The 17486-nt window shown below is 69.7% G+C and carries 12 protein-coding genes and 3 pseudogenes; 12 read left to right on the top strand and 3 right to left on the bottom strand.

The annotated features are described in order from the left end of the window. The first annotated feature begins 321 nt into the window (after nt 1-321). The gene (locus FM051_RS10855) at nt 322-981 is read left to right on the top strand and encodes an alpha/beta fold hydrolase (protein ID WP_158842814.1); all 660 of its coding nucleotides are present in this window, start codon (nt 322-324) and stop codon (nt 979-981) included. 635 nt (nt 982-1616) lie between these two features. On the opposite strand, the gene FM051_RS10850 is transcribed toward FM051_RS10855, so the two are convergent. Next, a complete protein-coding gene (locus FM051_RS10850) occupies nt 1617-2507 on the bottom strand; it encodes a PLP-dependent aminotransferase family protein (protein ID WP_158842813.1) in 891 nt (296 codons plus the stop codon). Nucleotides 2508-2783: 276 nt separating this feature from the next. Next, a complete protein-coding gene (locus tag FM051_RS10845) occupies nt 2784-3428 on the bottom strand; it encodes a LacI family DNA-binding transcriptional regulator (protein WP_158842812.1) in 645 nt (214 codons plus the stop codon). A gap of 477 nt (nt 3429-3905) precedes the next feature. On the opposite strand from FM051_RS10845, the gene FM051_RS10840 reads away from it, so the two are divergent. The 11 genes and pseudogenes from FM051_RS10840 to otnI all read left to right on the top strand — a co-directional run bounded on the left by FM051_RS10840 (nt 3906) and on the right by otnI (nt 16432). Further along, nucleotides 3906-5060 (top strand): PfkB family carbohydrate kinase, encoded by a 1155-nt coding sequence (locus FM051_RS10840; protein WP_158842811.1) that lies wholly within the window; start codon nt 3906-3908, stop codon nt 5058-5060. Between the two features lie 7 nt (nt 5061-5067). Beyond that, nucleotides 5068-6969, top strand: a complete 1902-nt coding sequence (locus FM051_RS10835) for a ricin-type beta-trefoil lectin domain protein (protein ID WP_158842810.1) — start codon at nt 5068-5070, stop codon at nt 6967-6969. A 436-nt stretch (nt 6970-7405) separates the two neighbouring features. After that, nucleotides 7406-8908 (top strand): annotated as a pseudogene (locus tag FM051_RS10830) (DUF5677 domain-containing protein); the annotation flags it as partial. A gap of 533 nt (nt 8909-9441) precedes the next feature. Continuing rightward, a pseudogene (locus FM051_RS53100) lies at nt 9442-10339 on the top strand (isocitrate/isopropylmalate dehydrogenase family protein). A 185-nt stretch (nt 10340-10524) separates the two neighbouring features. Further along, on the top strand, nt 10525-11664 hold the full coding sequence (solA, locus tag FM051_RS10815) for an N-methyl-L-tryptophan oxidase (protein WP_158842808.1): 1140 nt from the start codon (nt 10525-10527) through the stop codon (nt 11662-11664). Between the two features lie 139 nt (nt 11665-11803). Further along, complete coding sequence (locus tag FM051_RS10810; RefSeq protein WP_202918782.1) at nt 11804-13252, top strand: four-carbon acid sugar kinase family protein; 1449 nt, start codon at nt 11804-11806, stop codon at nt 13250-13252. Continuing rightward, a complete protein-coding gene (locus tag FM051_RS10805) occupies nt 13252-13986 on the top strand; it encodes a class II fructose-bisphosphate aldolase (RefSeq protein ID WP_202918781.1) in 735 nt (244 codons plus the stop codon). The genes FM051_RS10810 and FM051_RS10805 overlap by 1 nt, the downstream gene beginning before the upstream one ends. Next, nucleotides 13869-14114, top strand: a complete 246-nt coding sequence (locus tag FM051_RS53095) for a class II fructose-bisphosphate aldolase (RefSeq protein ID WP_338019465.1) — start codon at nt 13869-13871, stop codon at nt 14112-14114. The genes FM051_RS10805 and FM051_RS53095 overlap by 118 nt, the downstream gene beginning before the upstream one ends. A gap of 163 nt (nt 14115-14277) precedes the next feature. Further along, nucleotides 14278-14988 (top strand): aspartate/glutamate racemase family protein, encoded by a 711-nt coding sequence (locus FM051_RS10800; protein ID WP_158842807.1) that lies wholly within the window; start codon nt 14278-14280, stop codon nt 14986-14988. 15 nt (nt 14989-15003) lie between these two features. After that, nucleotides 15004-15289, top strand: a pseudogene (locus tag FM051_RS10795) (aldehyde dehydrogenase family protein); the annotation flags it as partial. A gap of 258 nt (nt 15290-15547) precedes the next feature. Beyond that, on the top strand, nt 15548-16432 hold the full coding sequence (gene otnI / locus FM051_RS10790; RefSeq protein ID WP_202918791.1) for a 2-oxo-tetronate isomerase: 885 nt from the start codon (nt 15548-15550) through the stop codon (nt 16430-16432). A 368-nt stretch (nt 16433-16800) separates the two neighbouring features. On the opposite strand, the gene FM051_RS10780 is transcribed toward otnI, so the two are convergent. Continuing rightward, nucleotides 16801-17154, bottom strand: a complete 354-nt coding sequence (locus FM051_RS10780) for a cupin domain-containing protein (protein WP_158842805.1) — start codon at nt 17152-17154, stop codon at nt 16801-16803. Nucleotides 17155-17486: the final 332 nt, after the last annotated feature.

The following is a 17486-nucleotide window of genomic DNA, read 5'->3' as shown; positions in this document are numbered from 1 at the left end:
GCACAAGCCCGAGGTGGCGAGGGCACCGGCATCGGCTTCTCCGTGTCCAGCACGGACAATCCGTTCGTCGTCGCGACGACGAACGGTGTTTCGGGCCCCTCCAGCCGTCATCTGCCGCGTCGCTCGCGCAGCGCAGCATGAGATACAGCGCCGTCTCTTCACTACAACCACCGCCGCCCACACCAAGCCCGACAACTCACACCGCCACGACCGGACCACCCAGTTCCGCAGTGGAACCGCACGTCGGTACCTCGCCGACCAGTCCTCGGCGGCCTGATCAACGAATACGAACCCGCGGCAGCCTAACGCGCAGGTCAGGCCATGTGGCCGACTTTTGGCACCCCACAAACTCTGCTGTCGGACTTCGCGCGGGACACGGCCGCCGTGCTCGACCACCTCGGGCTGTGGCAGGCCGTGATCGCGGGACTGTCGATGGGCGGCCAGACCGCGATGGAGTTCCAGTGCCGGTACCCGGAACTGGTGTCGGCCCTGGTCCTCGCCGATACCACGCCGATCGCGGAAACCGACGAGGGCAAGGCCTTCCGCAACTCCCTCGCGGACAGGCTGATCGCCGAGGGCATGGCCGGGTACGCGGCCGAAGTGATCGATAAGATGATCGCGCCGCACCACGTCACCGGCCAACCCGATGTCGCGGCGCACGTCCTCGGCATGATGCGCACGACAGCTCCGCAGGGCGCCGCCGCGGCGTTGCGTGGCCGGGCCGAGCGGCCCGACGATCGCCAGACGCTTGCGGCGGTACGGGTGCCCACCCTGATCGTGGTCGGCGCCGAGGACCCCTACACCCCCGTCGATCAGGCGAAGCTGATGCACGACCTGATCGCCGGCGCCACCCTCGCCGCCATCGACGACGCCGCGCACCTACCCAACCTGGAACAGCCGGCACGGTTCAACACGGCCCTGCTGCGGTTCCTCGACACCCTCCGGCCGGCGCTGACGGGGACGCACCCGCTGCTCGGCTAGTTCCTCGACGCCCCCGACTTCCTGCGCTACCTCGCCGGCCCCACCGGCGCGATCGACGTCATCGACGCGACCCTGACCAGCCGAGGCACCGGCGGCACCCCGCGTCTCGAACCACGCACCGACGCAGACGACCATCCCCGCGTCCGACATGCCCGGCGGATTCGCAGGAACGTCCGCGTTTTCGGCGACGAACGCGGGCTCGTCACGCTGACCGACGGTCTCGCCGGCCGGGCCGAAATGAGCGTCGAACTGCACCGCCCGCGGAACGGCAGTCACGGACACGGACGCTCGCTCATCACCGACGCGCGCTCACTGGTGCCCGACGGCGAACCCGTCTTCGCCGCGGTCTCCCCGGGAAACGCGCGATCTCTACGCGCCTTCCTCGCCGCCGGGTTCACTCCGATCGGCTCAGAGGTGTTGCTACGGCCCACAAGGGATGACGTGGCAGAGCTGACCGACACGCGTCGCGGTTACGACCTCGTCGCCGACCGCTACGCGGCCGAGATCAGCGACGACTCGACGGCAAGCCCTCGACCGCGCCCTCCTGGACGCCTTCACCGAACTCACCGCCGGGCTCCCGTCCTCGCCAACCAGCGACATACCTGTGCACCCGGATCAGCTTTCTCGTGGTCCGATCACTGGAACCCCCGGCCGATGACGGGCACCAGGGCCAGGGGCTGTACGTCGGTGGCGAAGGTCGGCGCGCCGACCGGTCGTTCGGGCTGCGGTTGTGGTTCGGGCCGGTCGAAGGCGCCTTCCGCGAAGAGGTCCTCGATGAACACGTCGATCTTCTCCTCGGTGACCGACGGCATGGCGAAAACGTGTGCGTAGTGGCGCAGTTCGCCGGAGTTCATGCGCATCGGTTGGCAGGACAGGGACCACTTCTCGATGATCGCCTCGTTGGGCCGGCGGAAGCGCACGGTCAGGGCCATCGCGCTGCGGTCGACGTACAGGCCGCCCTCGGGGAGCCTGTCCTCCCGGTCGAGCCGGTCCTCCAGTTCGCGCAGCGAGCTTTCCAGGTACCGGGTGACGCGCAGCGCGCGCAGCGCCGCGGCCGCGTGCTCGCGGATGGACTTGGACGCCAGCTGGTTCCACAGCACCAGGGGTGACAGGCCGTTGCGCGACCCGGCGAACGTGGTGTCGGGTGAACCGGTGTACGCCGGTTTGACCGATGGCTCGACGCGGAACTTGTTCTTGGTCATGAACACCCCGCACGGCCAGGGCACACCGGGCCACTTGTGCCCGCTCATCACCAGGGAGCTGACCACGTCGACGCCGTGGACCTCCAAGCCGAAGTCGAACTCGGGGATCTTGCCCTTGATCTCCCTGCGCAGCTGGATGGCCAGTTCGCTGCCGTGCTCCTCGGCCGCCGCGATCCGCAGGAACGGCATGAACCCCGCGCCCAGCGCGCCGTCGACGTGGACCCAGAAGCCCCGACGGCGATCGGTGTGCCCGGGCTCGAATTCGATGTCGCGCTCCAGCGTGATCGACCCGCTGGACCTGGCCGTGGCACACGTGGAGAACACCGCCCGCCTACCTCGTGCACCCCGAGCACGGGGCCCACCGGCATCACCTCCCGGACACTGGCTGGTGCGCCGCCGGCGTGAGCACGCGGCTGTGCCCCGACCCACGTGGTCCTCCTCCGCGTGGAGCGACTCGTCGATCAGCGTGCCGACGTCCGCACCCGGCTGGGTGCCCGGTCCGACGACGAGTGGGCCCAAGCTTTCGGCCAGGCGCCCGGCGAACGTGTCGGCGACGGCGCGGTGGACGAAGACCCGGTTCGCAGCGGTGCTCCTGCAGCACTACGTCGCACAGGAGGCGTCCAATGGCGATCCGTCGGCCAACGTGGCCCTGTCACACCCCCGAACACCCGAGGACGGCGATGCACCGGTGACCGCGACCGGCCAGGTGGAGCACGGCTTCCCGTGAGCTGTCGCGGTTGGTGGTGGTGACGCTGTCGGTGCCGTCGAACGTCGGCGGGCGGTCCACCAGCACCATGGGCGTGTGCCGCGCTCGCGTTCCTGCTGGAGCGCGTCCTGGTGGCCGCCGACGGCCATGACGACCATGCCGTCGACGCGGCGGGTGGCCAGGGAGGTGGGCAGTCCGCACTGGAGGCTCGGGTCGTCCTCGCTGCTGCCCGCCAGCACCAGCACGCCGGTCTGCCGCGCCCGGTCCTCGACCGCGCGCAGGAGGGCGGCGTCGAACGGGTTGGACAGGTCCTCGAACAGCACGCCGATGGTGGCGCTGCGCCGGCCGGAACGGCGCAGGCTGCCGGCGGTCAGGTTGGGGCGGTAGCCGAGGGTCCTCGCGGCGGCGCGCACCCGTTCCACGACCTCGGCGCCGGCGCCGGGCAGGTCGTTGATGACCCGTGACACCGTCTTCGTGCTGACCTGGGCGAGTGCGGCGACGTCCCTCATGGTCGGCTCACGCCGTGCCCGTGCGTCCATGGTCCACTGCTCCATCCCGGGTAACGCTTGCATAACGGCGGCTTGTCGTGACTTGGATCACGAAGCTAACGTCAACGATGACTTAACGAACGCCCCACTTCCTCGAACGGCCCTCACAGGTCCGGAGGTGCGGTGCGGCGTTCTCTATTGCTGTTCGCGTACTAGGCAACCAGAGTGGCACCTCATCGTGTCCGGCGGCCTTTACGTCAACGTTGACGTCGGAGGGGGCATGACCGGATGGTCGCGAACGACCTCGTGCACTGGCGGGAACTCCCGCTCGCCCTCCCGCACGACGACACCGAGATGGTGTTCTCCGGCAGCGCCACGGCAACACCTCCGGCTTCGACACGCCCGAGGCCCCGGCCATCGTCGCGATCTACACGACCCATTCCAAACTGGACGGCCGACAGGCGCAGTCGCTGGCCTACAGCACCGACAACCGCCGCAGGTCGACGGCGACCCCGCAAGACCGAGTGGGTGCTGGTGGTCAGCATCAACCCCGGCGGCATCGCGTGCGGCTCGGCGGCGCAGTACTTCGTCGGCGACTTCGACGGCACCCGCTTCACCGCCGACGACGACGGCAGCTACACCCCGGCACCCCCACGGCCCGGCAGCTTCGACCGACGACCCGCCGGCGGCGCGTCAGGTCCTGGCCGACTTCGCAGGCGGCACCTACGGGACCTGGACCGCCACCGGCAAGGCGTTCGGCACCGCGCCGACGACCGGCACGCTGCCCGACCGGCAGCAGGTCTCGAGTTGGCAGGGCGGCGGTCTGGTCAACACCTTCCTGCGGGGCGATGCCACCACCCGCACGCTCACCTCACCGAGTTCACCATTTCCGCGCCGTACCTGAACTTCCTCCTCGGCGGCGGCAACCACGCGGTCGGCCCCGGAGCACCCACCGTCGTGCGGCTGGTCGTCGACGGCCAAGTCGTGCGCAGCGCCACCGGCAACGACTCCGAGGCGCTGGAGCGGGCCTCGTGGGACGTGAGTGACCTCCGCCCGACCGCAAGGCGCGTTTGGAGGTCGTGGACGAGCACACCGGCGGCTGGGGGGCACATCCTGGTCGACCACGTCGTGCTCACCGACCGGTTCACCCCCGCCGACGCACCCGCGAAGTCCACCGTACCGGCCGCTCTTCCACCGGACGCGGCACTGCACGTGGGCGGCGCCTTCGCCCTCGCGATCGAGCCGATGGCCGCCACGTTCGAAACCCCGCTCTCCCGCGAACACCCCCACCGCGTCATCACCCTCGACCCCAACATCCGCCCGATGCTCATCGACGACCACACCACCGTGCGCGCCCGGCTGCGGCGATGGCTCGGCATGACCGACATCGTCAAGGTCAGCGCCGACGACCTGCGGTGGATCGCCCCCGACCGCTCCCTCGCCGACGTCGTGTCCGAGTGGCACGAGCTGGGGCCCGCTCTCGTCATCGTCACCCGCGGAGCAAAGGGCGTGTACGCATCCGGACCCACCGGCCACATCGACCTCCCTGCCCTACCCGTCGACATCACCGACACCGTCGGCACCGGAGACGCCTTCATGGCCGGCCTCCTACAAGCCACACCCTCCTGCCCGGACAACTCCCGGCCAACCGAAGCGAGCTCCCTTCCCGTAGATGTGAAGTGAGGCCAGCATGCGCAGATTCACCTTCACGCGATCGCTCCGGCGTCGGACCACCGCCCTGTCGGCAGTGGCGATCCTGATCGCGATTGCAGCGATCGCCGCGCCCTCGGCGCAGGCGGCGCCCTACCCGGAGTACCCCTACGACGCGACCGACTACAACGAGCCCATCCGCGGCCAGTTCCACTTCAGCTCACAGGGCGGCTGGATGAACGACGTGAACGCGCCGCTGTACTACAACGGCGTCTACCACCTCTTCTACCAGCACAACCCGCACGGCATGTACTGGGACACGATGCACTGGGGCCACGCGACCAGCACGGACCTCGTGCACTGGACCCAAAAGCCGATCGCCCTTGAGCCGAGTATGCACAACGCCACGCTCTTCTCCGGCGGCGGCTGGGTCGACACCGACAACGTCACCGGACTCAAGACCGGCGCCGACGCCCCGATCCTGCTCTTCACCAACACCAACGGCGTGTCCATCGCCTACAGCACCGACGGCGCCCGGACGTTCCGGATGTACGACGGCGGTGCCAAGGTGATCTCCACCCCGTACGAGTCCCGCGACCCCAAAGTGATCTGGGACGCTGCCCGCAATCGCTGGAGCATGGTCTTCTGGGGCAACGAAGGCGGTAACGTCGCCAAGTTCTACAGCTCGACGAACCTGCTCAACTGGACCTACCGCGGCGAGTTCCGCGCCGACTGGCTGTTCGAGTGCCCCGACCTCTACCCACTGCCGGTCGACGGCAACACCGCGAACCCGAAGTGGGTCCTCCAGGACGCAAGCGGTGAATACGTCATCGGCACGCTGAACAGCGCCGGCGTCTTCGTACCGGATGCAGGCTGGTCGCGACCGCAACGCCTCGACGTGGGCCGCACCGCCTTCGACGGGACCGCCTACGCCGGCCTCACCTTCACCAACATGCCCACCAACCGGGTGGTCCAGATGTTCTGGCAGCCCGGCAACAAGGGCGCCACCTGGACCGGCAACGCGTCGTTCCCCGCGCAGCTCGGACTCAGGACGTTCCCGGGTGAGGGCATCCGGGTGACCCGCAACCCCGTCAGCGAGATCTCCTCCATCCGCCAGGCGGCACAGACCTGGAGCAACCTGACGATCTCCGACGACCTCGCGACCAACCCGTTCAACGGCATCGCCGCCGACACCTACGAGATCGAGGCGACCTACGACCTGACGGGAGCAACAGCGACGGACTTCGGCTTCGAGCTGCACCGTCGCGCCGACGGCACACGTGACGCGGCGATCGGCTACGACCGCGTCCGGCAGACCCTCGCCGACGCCTCCATGCCACCGGTCGACAACCGGGTGAAGCTGCGGATCCTCGTCGACCGCGGGCAACTGGAGACCTTCGGCAACGACGGCAGGATCTCCGTCACCGACAACGTCGACTTCGACTCCTCCAGCCGCAGCCTCGGCATCCGGACCTACGCCAACAACGGCACGGTGCGCATCGAATCACTGACGTTCCGACGGCTGGGCAAGGCATGGACCAGCGCACCCAGCGGACCGGACCAGGGCGTCGGCATGATCGAGCAGAACGACACCGACAAGTGCGTCGACCGCGACAACGCCACCGCCGTCGTGCAGATCTGGGACTGCCGGAACAGCGCCAACCAGCGCTGGACGTTCACCGCAGCCGGGAAGATCAGAATCGGCGACGAGTGCCTCGACCAGCCCGGGGAGACCATCGGCAACGGCGCGAAACTCAAGACGCACCCGTGCTGGGGCGGCGACAACCAGCGGTGGATCCGCATCGGCACGAACCAGTACCAGAACTCGTGGTCCAAGCGCTGCCTGGACCTCGAAGCCGGCAACGCGACCAACGGCCGCCAGTTGCAGGTATGGGACTGCGTCGCGGGCCCGAACCAGAGGTGGAGCATGCCGACCGACTGACCGCGACCACAACAACAGCACGACGAAGGGCGGATGGCGTGACTATCAGCCTGGCACACCAGGCCGGCCGAGCTCACGGCGGCCGGCCTCGGCGAGAATGAGGCGCGCGACCTCGCCGTCAACGCCTGGGTGCAGGCAGCGGACCACCAGGCGCCCGCGGTGGCGTCGACGATGCGGCGGACGGCGCCGAGGGTGCTGCGCCGTCGCCATCGCAGCTACAGGCCCTTCCGGCAGGCTCTCAAGATGTACTGGGGCCGACCGCTCGACCTCTACCTGGCCATCTGCGTCGGCGTCCACGACGCGGGCGAGCGGTTCGACGACCGCTTGGCGGCCGAGGCGGAGGAACGTCAGGACTACCACTTCGAGGTCCTGACCGGCCTCTACGCCCGCGCCTGCCGCACGGCGCTCGAAGTTCCACCACGACCTCGCGGGCGGGTACCCGATGGCGGCCCTGGCCCGTTGCCGCACCCTGCACGAGATCGCCGTGATCATGCTCGTGTTGACGGAGTTCGGCGAGACGACGGAGCACGCGGACCTGGCCGAGCGATTCGACCTCCACGAAGCGGTGCTGACCGCCAAGGACGCCAGGACCTACCAGCGACACTGCGAGGAGCTGGGCGGCGAGCCACTGGCCGACGAGGAGATCACCGAGTTGGAGCAGGCCCGGCAGGAACTCCTCACCAGGTTCGGCACCGACTACAAGGAGTCCTACGGCTGGGCCTCCGGCGTGGGCGGGCTACGGCGCCCGAACTTCGCCCAGCTGGAGAAGCTCGTCAAGGTCGCCCACCTGCGCGGCCACTACAGCTGGGCCAGCCACGAGATCCACGCCGACGCCAGAGGCGACCAGCTCAACGTCTTCGAACGCGGAGACGTCCTCCACAGACAGACCGGGCCGATGCCGTCCGACCTGGCCGAGCCGGCGACCTGGGCACCGGCGTCCCTCGAACTGTGCATGCAGACGCTGCTGTACAGCACAGACGACGTCTCACCACTGGAGATGCTCGGAACCAAGGCGCTGCGACACCTCATCGCCGACGCGAAGCTCGCCAAACCCCGACGCCGCCCCACCACCCGCCAAGGCCTCAGCGCAGCCGAAGTCACCGGGCTGGCCGACGCGGTCACCGCCGGCGGACGCGACACCGTGCTCGACACCCTGCTGTTCCGCCTCCACCTCGAGACAGCCTGCCGACGCGGCGGCGCACTCGCCCTGCGCGAGGAGGACATCGAACCCACCACCTGCCTGATCCAGCTCCGCGAGAAGAACGACTCCGTCCGCTGGCAACCCGCCAGCCCGACCCTGATCGCCTCACTGCTGGCCCACCGCCAACACCGCGGCAACGGCAAACCCACCCCGAACCCCTGCTGCGCTACAACAACGGCAACCCGATCAACCACCGCCTCGGCGACCGACTCCCCTGGGTCACCGCCCGCAACGTCTCCACCCACTGGCTACGCCACACCACACTCACCTGGGTCGAACGCCACTACGGCCCCGCCATCGCCCGCGGCTACGCAGGCCACGCCCACCGCCGCAGCGACGACATCACCGCCGCCTACACCGGTGAACCCCACCCGCTGGCCACCACACCGCCACCCGCCAGTTGTCTCCCCGCGTTCCCCATCCTCACCCCACAGCCATGACCGAACGCCCCACACCACTGTTCAGCCCACCCACACCCGAACCACCCCCACCGCTGACCACGATCGAGACGACGCCCAGACTCGACGACACAGAACTGCTGCTGACCACCGGAATCGTCGACCACTCCGGCAGGGCCCCGGCACGCAAACTGCTCCACGCCCTGAACTGGCACCCAGGACAGACCACCACGGCACGACTACACGGCCAAGCGATCACCATCGGACTCGAGAACGGCAGTCCGCACCGAATCGATACCCGCCCACCAAGTGCTCATCCCCGCAGGCCTCCGCGACCTGACCGGCATCCACACCGGCGACACCGCCGCACTACTCGCCGCACCACAACGACAACTACTGATCGTCTACCCGATCAGAGCGCTCACCGCACTACTCGCGGAACCGACCGATCGAACCCGCCTCTCAGGTCCAGGACCGTAGAGGCGGCCTCACGCAGCGTCCCCCAGACCGACCGGCAGTCACGGGACCGTCGATCCGCCCCACGTGCCCGGATCGACGGTCCATCCACGTCGACGAGACTGTCGGGTGTCGGTGCTGCCGATGGTGCTGGAGGGGGTGGGGCTGGCGGTAGTGGCCCGACTCCTGCCGGCGGACGGCGGAGCGAGCGGGCGCCCTGGTGCTCGATCTGGAACCGAACGCCGAGCTGCGCATCGCGCTGATCAGCCGCCGCGGCCCGCTGTCCCCGGCGGCGATGGCCTTCCTGGACCGAGCGCTCACGGAGCCGCGATAAGGCCGGCTTATAGGGTCGCCTTATAAGGCACATCGGATCTGTGTCTTGGACGCGCTGCCCGGCCCGCTGCTGCAATCGGCCGTATGACGAACCGGAACCACCGCATCGCCCTCATTCCCGGTGACGGCATCGGGACCGAGGTCCTGCCGACAGCCCGCGAGTCCTGGACGCCGTCGGCCGCCGCCACGGAATCGGCTTCTCCTACACCTCCTACGACTGGTCCTGCGAGCGCTACGTGTGCAAGGGCTCGATGATGCCCGAGGACGGCCTGGACCGGCTGCGCGAGGCGGACGCGATCCTGCTGGGCGCCGTCGGATACCCGGGCGTGCGGGAGAACGTCGAGGGCGAGTACAGCGAGATCGGCGGACGGCTGAACCACGGCACGCGCGAGGAACTGGCAGTCCAGGAGGCGGTGTTCACCGGGCCGGGATCACCCGGATCGCCGACTACACGTTCGCCGCCCGCCGCCGAGGGAAGCTCACCTCCGCCACCAAGTCCAACGGCATCATCCACACCATGCCGTTCTGGGACGAGCTGATCGCCGAGCGGGCCGCCGCGCACCCCGGTGTCACCTGGGACCAGGAGCACATCGACGCGCTGGCCGCGAAGTTCGCCCTCGACCCCGCCCGCTTCGACGTGGTCGTCGCCTCGAACCTCTTCGGCGACATCCTCAGCGACCTCGCGGCCGCGGTCGCCGGCTCCATCGGCATCGCCCCGGCGGCCAACCTCAACCCCGAGCGGGACTTCCCCTCGATGTTCGAGCCGGTGCACGGCTCCGCACCCGACATCGCGGGCCAGGGCATCGCCAACCCACTGGGCGCGATCTGGTCCGCGGCCCTGATGCTGGACCACCTCGGCCACCCCGAGGCCTCCCGGGACATCGACACCGCCGTCCTGGCCAAGTCGGATGTGCGAACCCGGGACCTGGGCGGCACGGCGACGACCGACGAGTTCACCGAGAAGCTGCTGGAACTTCTCTAACCGTCCCGGCCCTTCGGAACCGCAGCCGAGTACACCGCCGAACCGGGATCCCGAGCCGGAACTCCTACGCACCGGGCGGCTGTGAGCCGTGGGCCTCAGCCCGGCTCCCGTCCGAACCACCTCGAATCGAACGGCCTCACGTCGAGGGCACAGCATGCGCACCGGCGATACGAAAGGAAAGTCCTGTGTCAGCTGAGAGGAAGCGCGTCGCCGTCGTCGGCGTCGGAACGGTGGGCAGCCAGGCCGCCTGGCGGCTGGCGGCGCGGGGCGCCGAGGTGGTCGGCTACGACCGGTTCGCCCCCGGTCACGACCGCAGTGCCGCCGGCGGCGAGACCCGGATCTTCCGCAGCGCGCACTTCGAGGACTCGCGGTACGTCCCGCTCCTCAAGCACGCCGACGTCCTGTGGGAGCAGCTCCAGCGGGAGACCGGCCGTGAGCTGCGCCGTCTGACCGGGTGCCTGCTGATGGGGCGGACCGAGCACCACCAGATGGCCACCGTCCTGCAATCCATCGCGGAGCACGATCTCGACCACGAGGTGCTGGACGCGGAGTCCCTGGCGAAACGCTTCCCGCAGTACCGCATCGAGGACGGCGACGCGGCCGTGCTCGACCGCCGCGCCGGCTTCATCCGCCCGGAGTTGACGATCCAGACCGCCGCCCGCCGCGCCGAGCAGCTGGGCGCAGTGATCCACCGCTACACCACGGTCCGCGAGATCGTGCCCGTCGCGAACGGCGTCGAGATCCGCACCGACGCCGGCGGCGAACGCTTCGACACCGCCGTCGTCACCCCCGGCCCCTGGGTCAACGACCTGCTGCCCGACCTGCCGTGGGAAGTGGAAGTCCGCCGCGTCGTCAGCGCCTGGTACGTGCCGACCGCCCCCGACGCCTGGTTCGGCGAGGAGCGCCCGGCCTTCATCCGCACCGCACCCACCCACTGGTACGGCCTGCCCTCCCCGGACGGCATCTCGGTCAAGCTCGGCCTGAACCGCGTGCTGCACCGGGTCGTCGGCGACCCGAACCAGCTGGACCGGACCGTGCAGCCGGAAGATCTCGAGATCTTCAGCGAGTTGATCGGCCGTTACCTGCCCGACCTGCACCCGGACCCGACCCGTCTCTCCGCCTACATGGAGGGCTACACCGAAAGTTCCCGCCCGCTGGTCGGTCCGCTGCCCGGTGCCGAGAACGTCATCCTGCTCGCGGGATTCTCCGGCCACGGCTTCAAGCTTTCGCCCGCCTTCGGCGACATCGCGGCCGACCTCGCGCTGGACGGCGCCTCGGGGCGGCCCATCGACTTCATCTCCACCATCGGCCGTACGGAGGCGTGACCATGTACGACACCACCCTCGCCGAGCTGCTCCGTCCCGAGGTCGTCGCGGGACCCGGTCAAGCCCTGGTGTGACGTGATCAAGCGCGACCTCGACTGACGTTCCCCCTCAACCACTCGTAACAGGTCAGGAATTCGCCATGTCTCGACCTCTCCGTGCCCAGACGCGGCCCGTCCCCGAGGCCGCAGTGCTGGAAGGGCTGCCTCCAGTCCGCGAGGTGAGCGCTGCGGAAGTGGCCGCCCGCATATCCGGCGGCCCCCGTCTCGTCGTCCTCGACGACGATCCGACCGGCACCCAGACGGTCGCGGACGTGCCCGTCCTGACTTCCTGGACGGTGGACGACCTGCGCTGGGCGCTGCGCCAGGACAGCGCCGTCTTCTTCGTCCTCACCAACACCCGCAGCCTGTCCTCTGAGGACGCCGCCGCACGCAACCGCGAAGTGGTCCGCGCCCTGCACGCGGCGTCGGCGGCCGAGGGCACCGGTTACGTCCTGGCCAGCCGTGGGGACTCGACGCTGCGCGGCCACTTCCCGCTGGAGACCGATGTCCTCGCCGAAGAGCTGACCGAGCTGGACGTCGGAGCTCCGGACGGAGTGGTACTGGTCCCCGCCTACATCGAGGCGGGCCGGCTGACCGTCGGCTCCCGCCACTGGATGCGGACCGCCGACGGGCTGCTGCCGGTCGGCGAGAGCGAGTTCGCCCGCGACGCCACCTTCGGCTACCGCAGCTCCTCGCTGCCCGAGTGGGTCGAGGAGAAGACGGGCGGACGCGTGCCCGCGGACGAGGTCCTGCGTATCACCCTCGACGACCTGCGCGCCGGCGGCCCCGCGCACACCGCGCGATTGCTGTCCTCACTGCGCGGCGGACGCACGGCCGTGGTCGACGCGGTGTGCGACGACGATCTGCGGGTGCTCGCCCTGGCCCTCGCGGAGGCGGAGGAGAACGGCACGCGGCTGTTGTACCGGGTCGGGCCGTCCTTCGTCAGGGCCCGCGCCGGACAGGCGGCGCGGGCACCGCTCACCCCGGCGGAACTGCGCCCGCTGCGCGGGGACGCACCGCACGGTCTCATCGTCGTGGGGTCTCATGTCGCGCTGACGACACGGCAGTTGGACCGGCTGCGGGAGCGAGGCGGGATCGCCGAGTACGAGCTGGACGTGGCCCTCCTGCTCGACGAGGAGCGGCGTGACGCTCACATCGCCGAGGTCGCGACTGCGGCCGAAGGCGCGCTGGACTCGGCCGACGCCGTGATCCGCACCTCTCGCGTGCTGGTGACGGGTGCCGACGCGGACGACAGTCTGGCGATCTCCCGCCGGGTCTCCGCCGCGCTCGTGGAGGCCGTGCGCCAGGTCAACGCCACCCGGCGGCCCGCTTTCGTCGTCGCAAAGGGCGGTATCACCTCCAGCGACACCGCCACCCATGGCCTTCAGATCCGCCGTGCCTGGGCCCGGGGCACGCTGCTCCCCGGCATCGTCTCGCTCTGGGAGCCCGCGGACGGCCCCGCGGCCGGCATCCCCTACATCGTCTTCGCCGGGAACGTCGGGGGCGTCGACGCCCTCGCCGACGCCCTCGACCTGCTGAGGAGTGCCTGATGCTGCTGCACGGAACCGATGCCCTGAAGGAGGCCGCGGTCACCGGTCACGCCCTGCCCGGGTTCGTCGCCTACAACCTGGAGACGGTCCAGGGCATCACGGCCGCCGCCGAGGCCGCCGGACGGCCGGTCCTCATCCAGGCGGGCTCCAGCCCTTTCAAGCACGCCGGGCGCGACGCCCTGATGCGGCTGGCGCTGGACGCGGCCGGACACTCCGCCGCCCGCCTCGGTGTGCACCTCGATCACAGCCGGGACCTGGACGAGATCATCGCCTGCCTGGAGGCGGGCTACACCTCCGTCATGGTCGACGGCTCCCATCTGCCGTTCGCCGAGAACATCGCATTGACGAAGGAGGCGGTCCGGCGGGCTCGTGACCACGGTGCCCGGGTGGAGGCCGAGCTCGGTGCCCTGCCGGGCGACGAGGACGTCTCCACCGACGCCGTTGCGCAGGCCGCGACGATGACCGATCCGCAGCAAGCGGCCGAATTCGTGGCCGCGACGGGCGTGGACGCACTCGCCGTCGCAGTCGGCAACGTCCACGGCTTCACCAAGCACCCGGTCCGCCTGGACCTGGAGCGGCTGGCCGCGATCCACGAGCCGCACCGGTCCCGCTCGTCCTGCACGGCGCCAGCGGTCTGCCCGTCGAGGAGCTGCACGGCGCCCTCGCCCGAGGCGTCGCCAAGGTCAACGTCAACGCCGAACTGCGCCGCGCCTATCTGGAGGCCGTCCGCGTGACCCTCCCGTCCGCGTTGCCCGGCTCCGACGCCGTCTCCCTGTGGGCGGCGGGCCGCGACGCGGTCCGGGACGCCGCCCTGGAGGTCATCGGCCGCCTGAGCCCTCGCGCCGAGGGGACAAACACGTGACCTGAACTCAGCCCCGCTGAACCCGAGCCGCACCACACCGGCGGAACACAAGACCGTCGTACGCCCCCGGCCGTGCGCGTTGCGCGCGGTTCGCACCGCTCTGTCTCGCGCTCTCGTGCCCTCCTCGGCACGCGGGCCTATACCGCATCCTGTTGGAGCCACCATGTCCACCACTGCCTCGATCGCCGTGTTGCACACCAGCCTGCTGTTCGTCACCGTCGATCCGGTCATCAACGACTACCTCGCGGAACTCGCGCCCGACGCCAAGGTCCTGCACTTCGTCGACAGCGACGTGCTCGCAGCCGTGATGCGCGACGGTGGGATCTCGCCTGCCAGCACGCAGCGCATGGTGCACCTGGCCCAGGCCGCGGAGTCCGCGGGGGCCGACGTCATCTTCTCCGCCTGCTCCTCGGTCGGTCCGGCCATCGACGTGGCCCGACGCCTGGTCTCCGTCCCGATCGTCAAGATCGACGACGCGATGACCGCGTCAGCGGTCGAAACCGCGGACGCCGTCGGCGTCCTGGCGACGGTCCCCACGACGCTGCCGCCGACCCGTGCCCTCGTCGAGGAGAAGGCCCGGGCGGCCGGTCGCGACATCACCGTCCAGGAGCGGCTGTGCGAGGGCGCCTTCTCGGTGCTGATGTCCGGTGACCGCGACCGCCACGACGCGATGGTGCTGGACGGGGCGCGGGCGCTGGCCACGGAGGTCGACGCGATCGTGCTGGCCCAAGCATCCATGGCACGGCTGGCTCCCGCGATCGCCGAAGCCGTCGGCAAGCCCGTGCTCTCCAGCCCTCGCAGCGGAGCGGAGAACGCGGTACGTGTGCTGCACGGGCAGACGGCTGAACCTGTCCATGCCACAGAGAGTGCCTAGGCGGACCGCATGACCGAGGAGATCTTCGGTCCGGTGGCTCCCGTCATCCCGTTCGACAGGGAGGAGGAAGCCGTCCGCATGGCCAACGACACCCCGTGGGGTCTCGCGGGCTACCTGTTCACTCAGGACGTGGACCACGGCTTCCGTGTGGCCGAGGCCCTCGAAGTCGGCATGGTCGGCCTGAACACGGCATCGTGTCCAACCCAGCCGCGCCGTTTGGCGGGGTCAAGGCCTCGGGTCTGGGCCGTGATGGCGGCCGCGTGGCATCGACGAGTTCCTCGAGTACAAGTACATGGCGGTCCGCTCCGGGCGTAATCCGCCGGCTGCGGCCGAGATGGCCAGAGCCCTGATCCTTCAGGGCCTGAGCGGGGCATTTGGCGCTGCTCAGGCCCTGAGTTCGGGGCATCCTCGACGAGCAGGCGGTCGACCGTTTCGACCCGCCCCGGGCGTTCAGCACGTTTCCCGACCTCGCCGTCGGAGCCGCAGCGGTGCTCACCACCAAGAAGCACGTCGTCAACCACTGACCGTGGCCGTCCCCGGCCGGAACACAGGAGCCAGCATGCCGAGGTTCGCAGCGAACCTGTCCATGATGTACAGCGAGCACGATTTCCTCGACCGCTTCGCCGCGGCCTCGGCTGACGGCTTCCAAGCCGTCGAGTACCTCTTCCCCTACGCGTACGACGCCGCCGAGCTGCGCCGCCGGCTCGACGACCACGGCCTCGAGCAGGTGCTCTTCAACGCACCTCCCGGAGCGTGGGAGTCCGGAGAGCGCGGGATGGCGGCACTGCCCGGACGCGAGGCGGTGGTGCGTTCCGGGGTCGACCGGGCGCTGGAGTACGCGGCGGCGCTGGGCTGTCCGCGGGTGCACCTGATGGCCGGGCTGGTCCGACCGGACGCGACACCGGTCGAGCGGGCCGAGCACCGCGACACCTACCTGACCAACCTGGCCTGGGCCGCGGAACGGGCCGCCGCGGCGGGCGTCGACATCCTGATCGAGCCGATCAACGGCCGCGACATGCCCGGATACTTCCTGAGCACCCAGGCCGAGGCCCACGCCGTGGTGCAGGAGGTGGGAGCCTCGAATCTCAAGGTGCAGCTCGACCTCTACCACTGCCAGATCGTAGAAGGCGACCTCACCACGACCCTGCGCCGCGACCTGCCGACCGGCCGGGTCGGTCATCTGCAGATCGCGGGCGTGCCTGACCGCAATGAGCCCGACCGGGGTGAGCTCAACGTCCGGCACGTGCTCGACGTGGTCGACGAGCTGGGCTTCGACGGGTGGATCGGCTGCGAGTACCGCCCCCGCGCCGGCACGAGCGAAGGTCTCCGCTGGCTCAACGACTACCGGAGCCACCAAGGGGAAAGCGCACGAGGATGTCATCACGGGTGGCGTGGATGTCGTGCAGGGCGATCTGATCGACCGCCTCGACGGGGTGTTCGGTGAGCCGGTGGACGTACTGGTCCACCTCGCCTCCGCTGTCTCGGCCGAACGCGAGGCCGACTTCGACCTCGCTGCCGCTTGCGCGGGGCGCTGAAGACGGCGGCGCGCTTCGCCACTCACCGCCTGCTGGCCGCGGGCCACGGAGGGCCCCTTCGATCTGGGCCTCTCCGTGCGCCCGCCTGCGTTCTGCGCGGCGACGCCGAGCAGTACGGATGGGACCGGGCGGCAGCCGCCGGTCTCATCGCCACATACCCATCGCTGAGCCGGATTTCTGCCACAGCGCGGTCCTCAAGGCATCGAGGACATGTGTCTTCTGGGCAGGTTGCCCTCGCGAGAGGTCTCGACGACGACAGTGCCCTGAGGCATCGGCGTTACGACACGGTCAGGTAGATCTTGCGCACGGTTTCGATGGTCTTCCAGACACCGACGAAGCCCGGCTTCATGACAAAGCTGTCGCCTGCCTTGTAGACCACCGGCTCACCACCTTCCGGCGTGATTTCGACGACGCCTGAAAGGATGTGGCAGAACTCGAAGATCTCACCCTTGATCGAGCGCGTCTCGCCGGGCGTGGCTTCCCAGACACCCGTATTGATCGTTTCCCCGCGGGCGGCGTCCTGGGCCCAGGTCTTGTAAGTCGGGTCGCCGGAAATCAGGCGCTCCGGCAGCGGGCCGGACTCGCGGGGCGCGAAGGAGGGATTGGTATCGATGGTCTTCAGGAGCGACATGCTTTTCCTCTACTGGTTTGGGAACGACGCAAATCTGGAGCGGACATACCAAGCGGCACCGGGTCGAGTTCGACCAGGCTCATCGCGCATCTCGGACCCGGGCTGACGGGTGCCCGCCACGGTCTCGGCGCGCAGCAGGTCGGCGAGCCTCTCGGCGGGCAACAGGACCTTGTCCTGGGCGAGTTGGGCCCCGCACCGGCCGGCGGCGAGGGCCTGCCGGATGATCGACTCGAAGGCGTGAGGGGGTGCTGTCCGGCCTCCGCCGCCATGGTGGTGGTGACGGCGTGCCGATCACCGAAGGCGATCTGATGGGCGACCTCGGCAATCACCGG

Source organism: Saccharothrix deserti (assembly GCF_009769385.1).
Lineage (GTDB): Bacteria > Actinomycetota > Actinomycetes > Mycobacteriales > Pseudonocardiaceae > Actinosynnema > Actinosynnema deserti.
Note: the sequence above shows the minus strand (reverse complement) of the source record. Positions and strands in the feature narration are given on the sequence as shown.

Bases quoted from the DNA above. Each gene is read 5' to 3' on its own strand.
- FM051_RS10855 (WP_158842814.1), top strand. From the start codon at position 322: ATGTGGCCGACTTTTGGCACCCCACAAACTCTGCTGTCGGACTTCGCG.
- FM051_RS10845 (WP_158842812.1), bottom strand. From the start codon at position 3,428: ATGGACGCACGGGCACGGCGTGAGCCGACCATGAGGGACGTCGCCGCA.
- FM051_RS10835 (WP_158842810.1), top strand. From the start codon at position 5,068: ATGCGCAGATTCACCTTCACGCGATCGCTCCGGCGTCGGACCACCGCC.
- FM051_RS10810 (WP_202918782.1), top strand. From the start codon at position 11,804: ATGTCTCGACCTCTCCGTGCCCAGACGCGGCCCGTCCCCGAGGCCGCA.
- FM051_RS10805 (WP_202918781.1), top strand. From the start codon at position 13,252: ATGCTGCTGCACGGAACCGATGCCCTGAAGGAGGCCGCGGTCACCGGT.
- FM051_RS10800 (WP_158842807.1), top strand. From the start codon at position 14,278: ATGTCCACCACTGCCTCGATCGCCGTGTTGCACACCAGCCTGCTGTTC.
- otnI (WP_202918791.1), top strand. From the start codon at position 15,548: ATGCCGAGGTTCGCAGCGAACCTGTCCATGATGTACAGCGAGCACGAT.
- FM051_RS10780 (WP_158842805.1), bottom strand. From the start codon at position 17,154: ATGTCGCTCCTGAAGACCATCGATACCAATCCCTCCTTCGCGCCCCGC.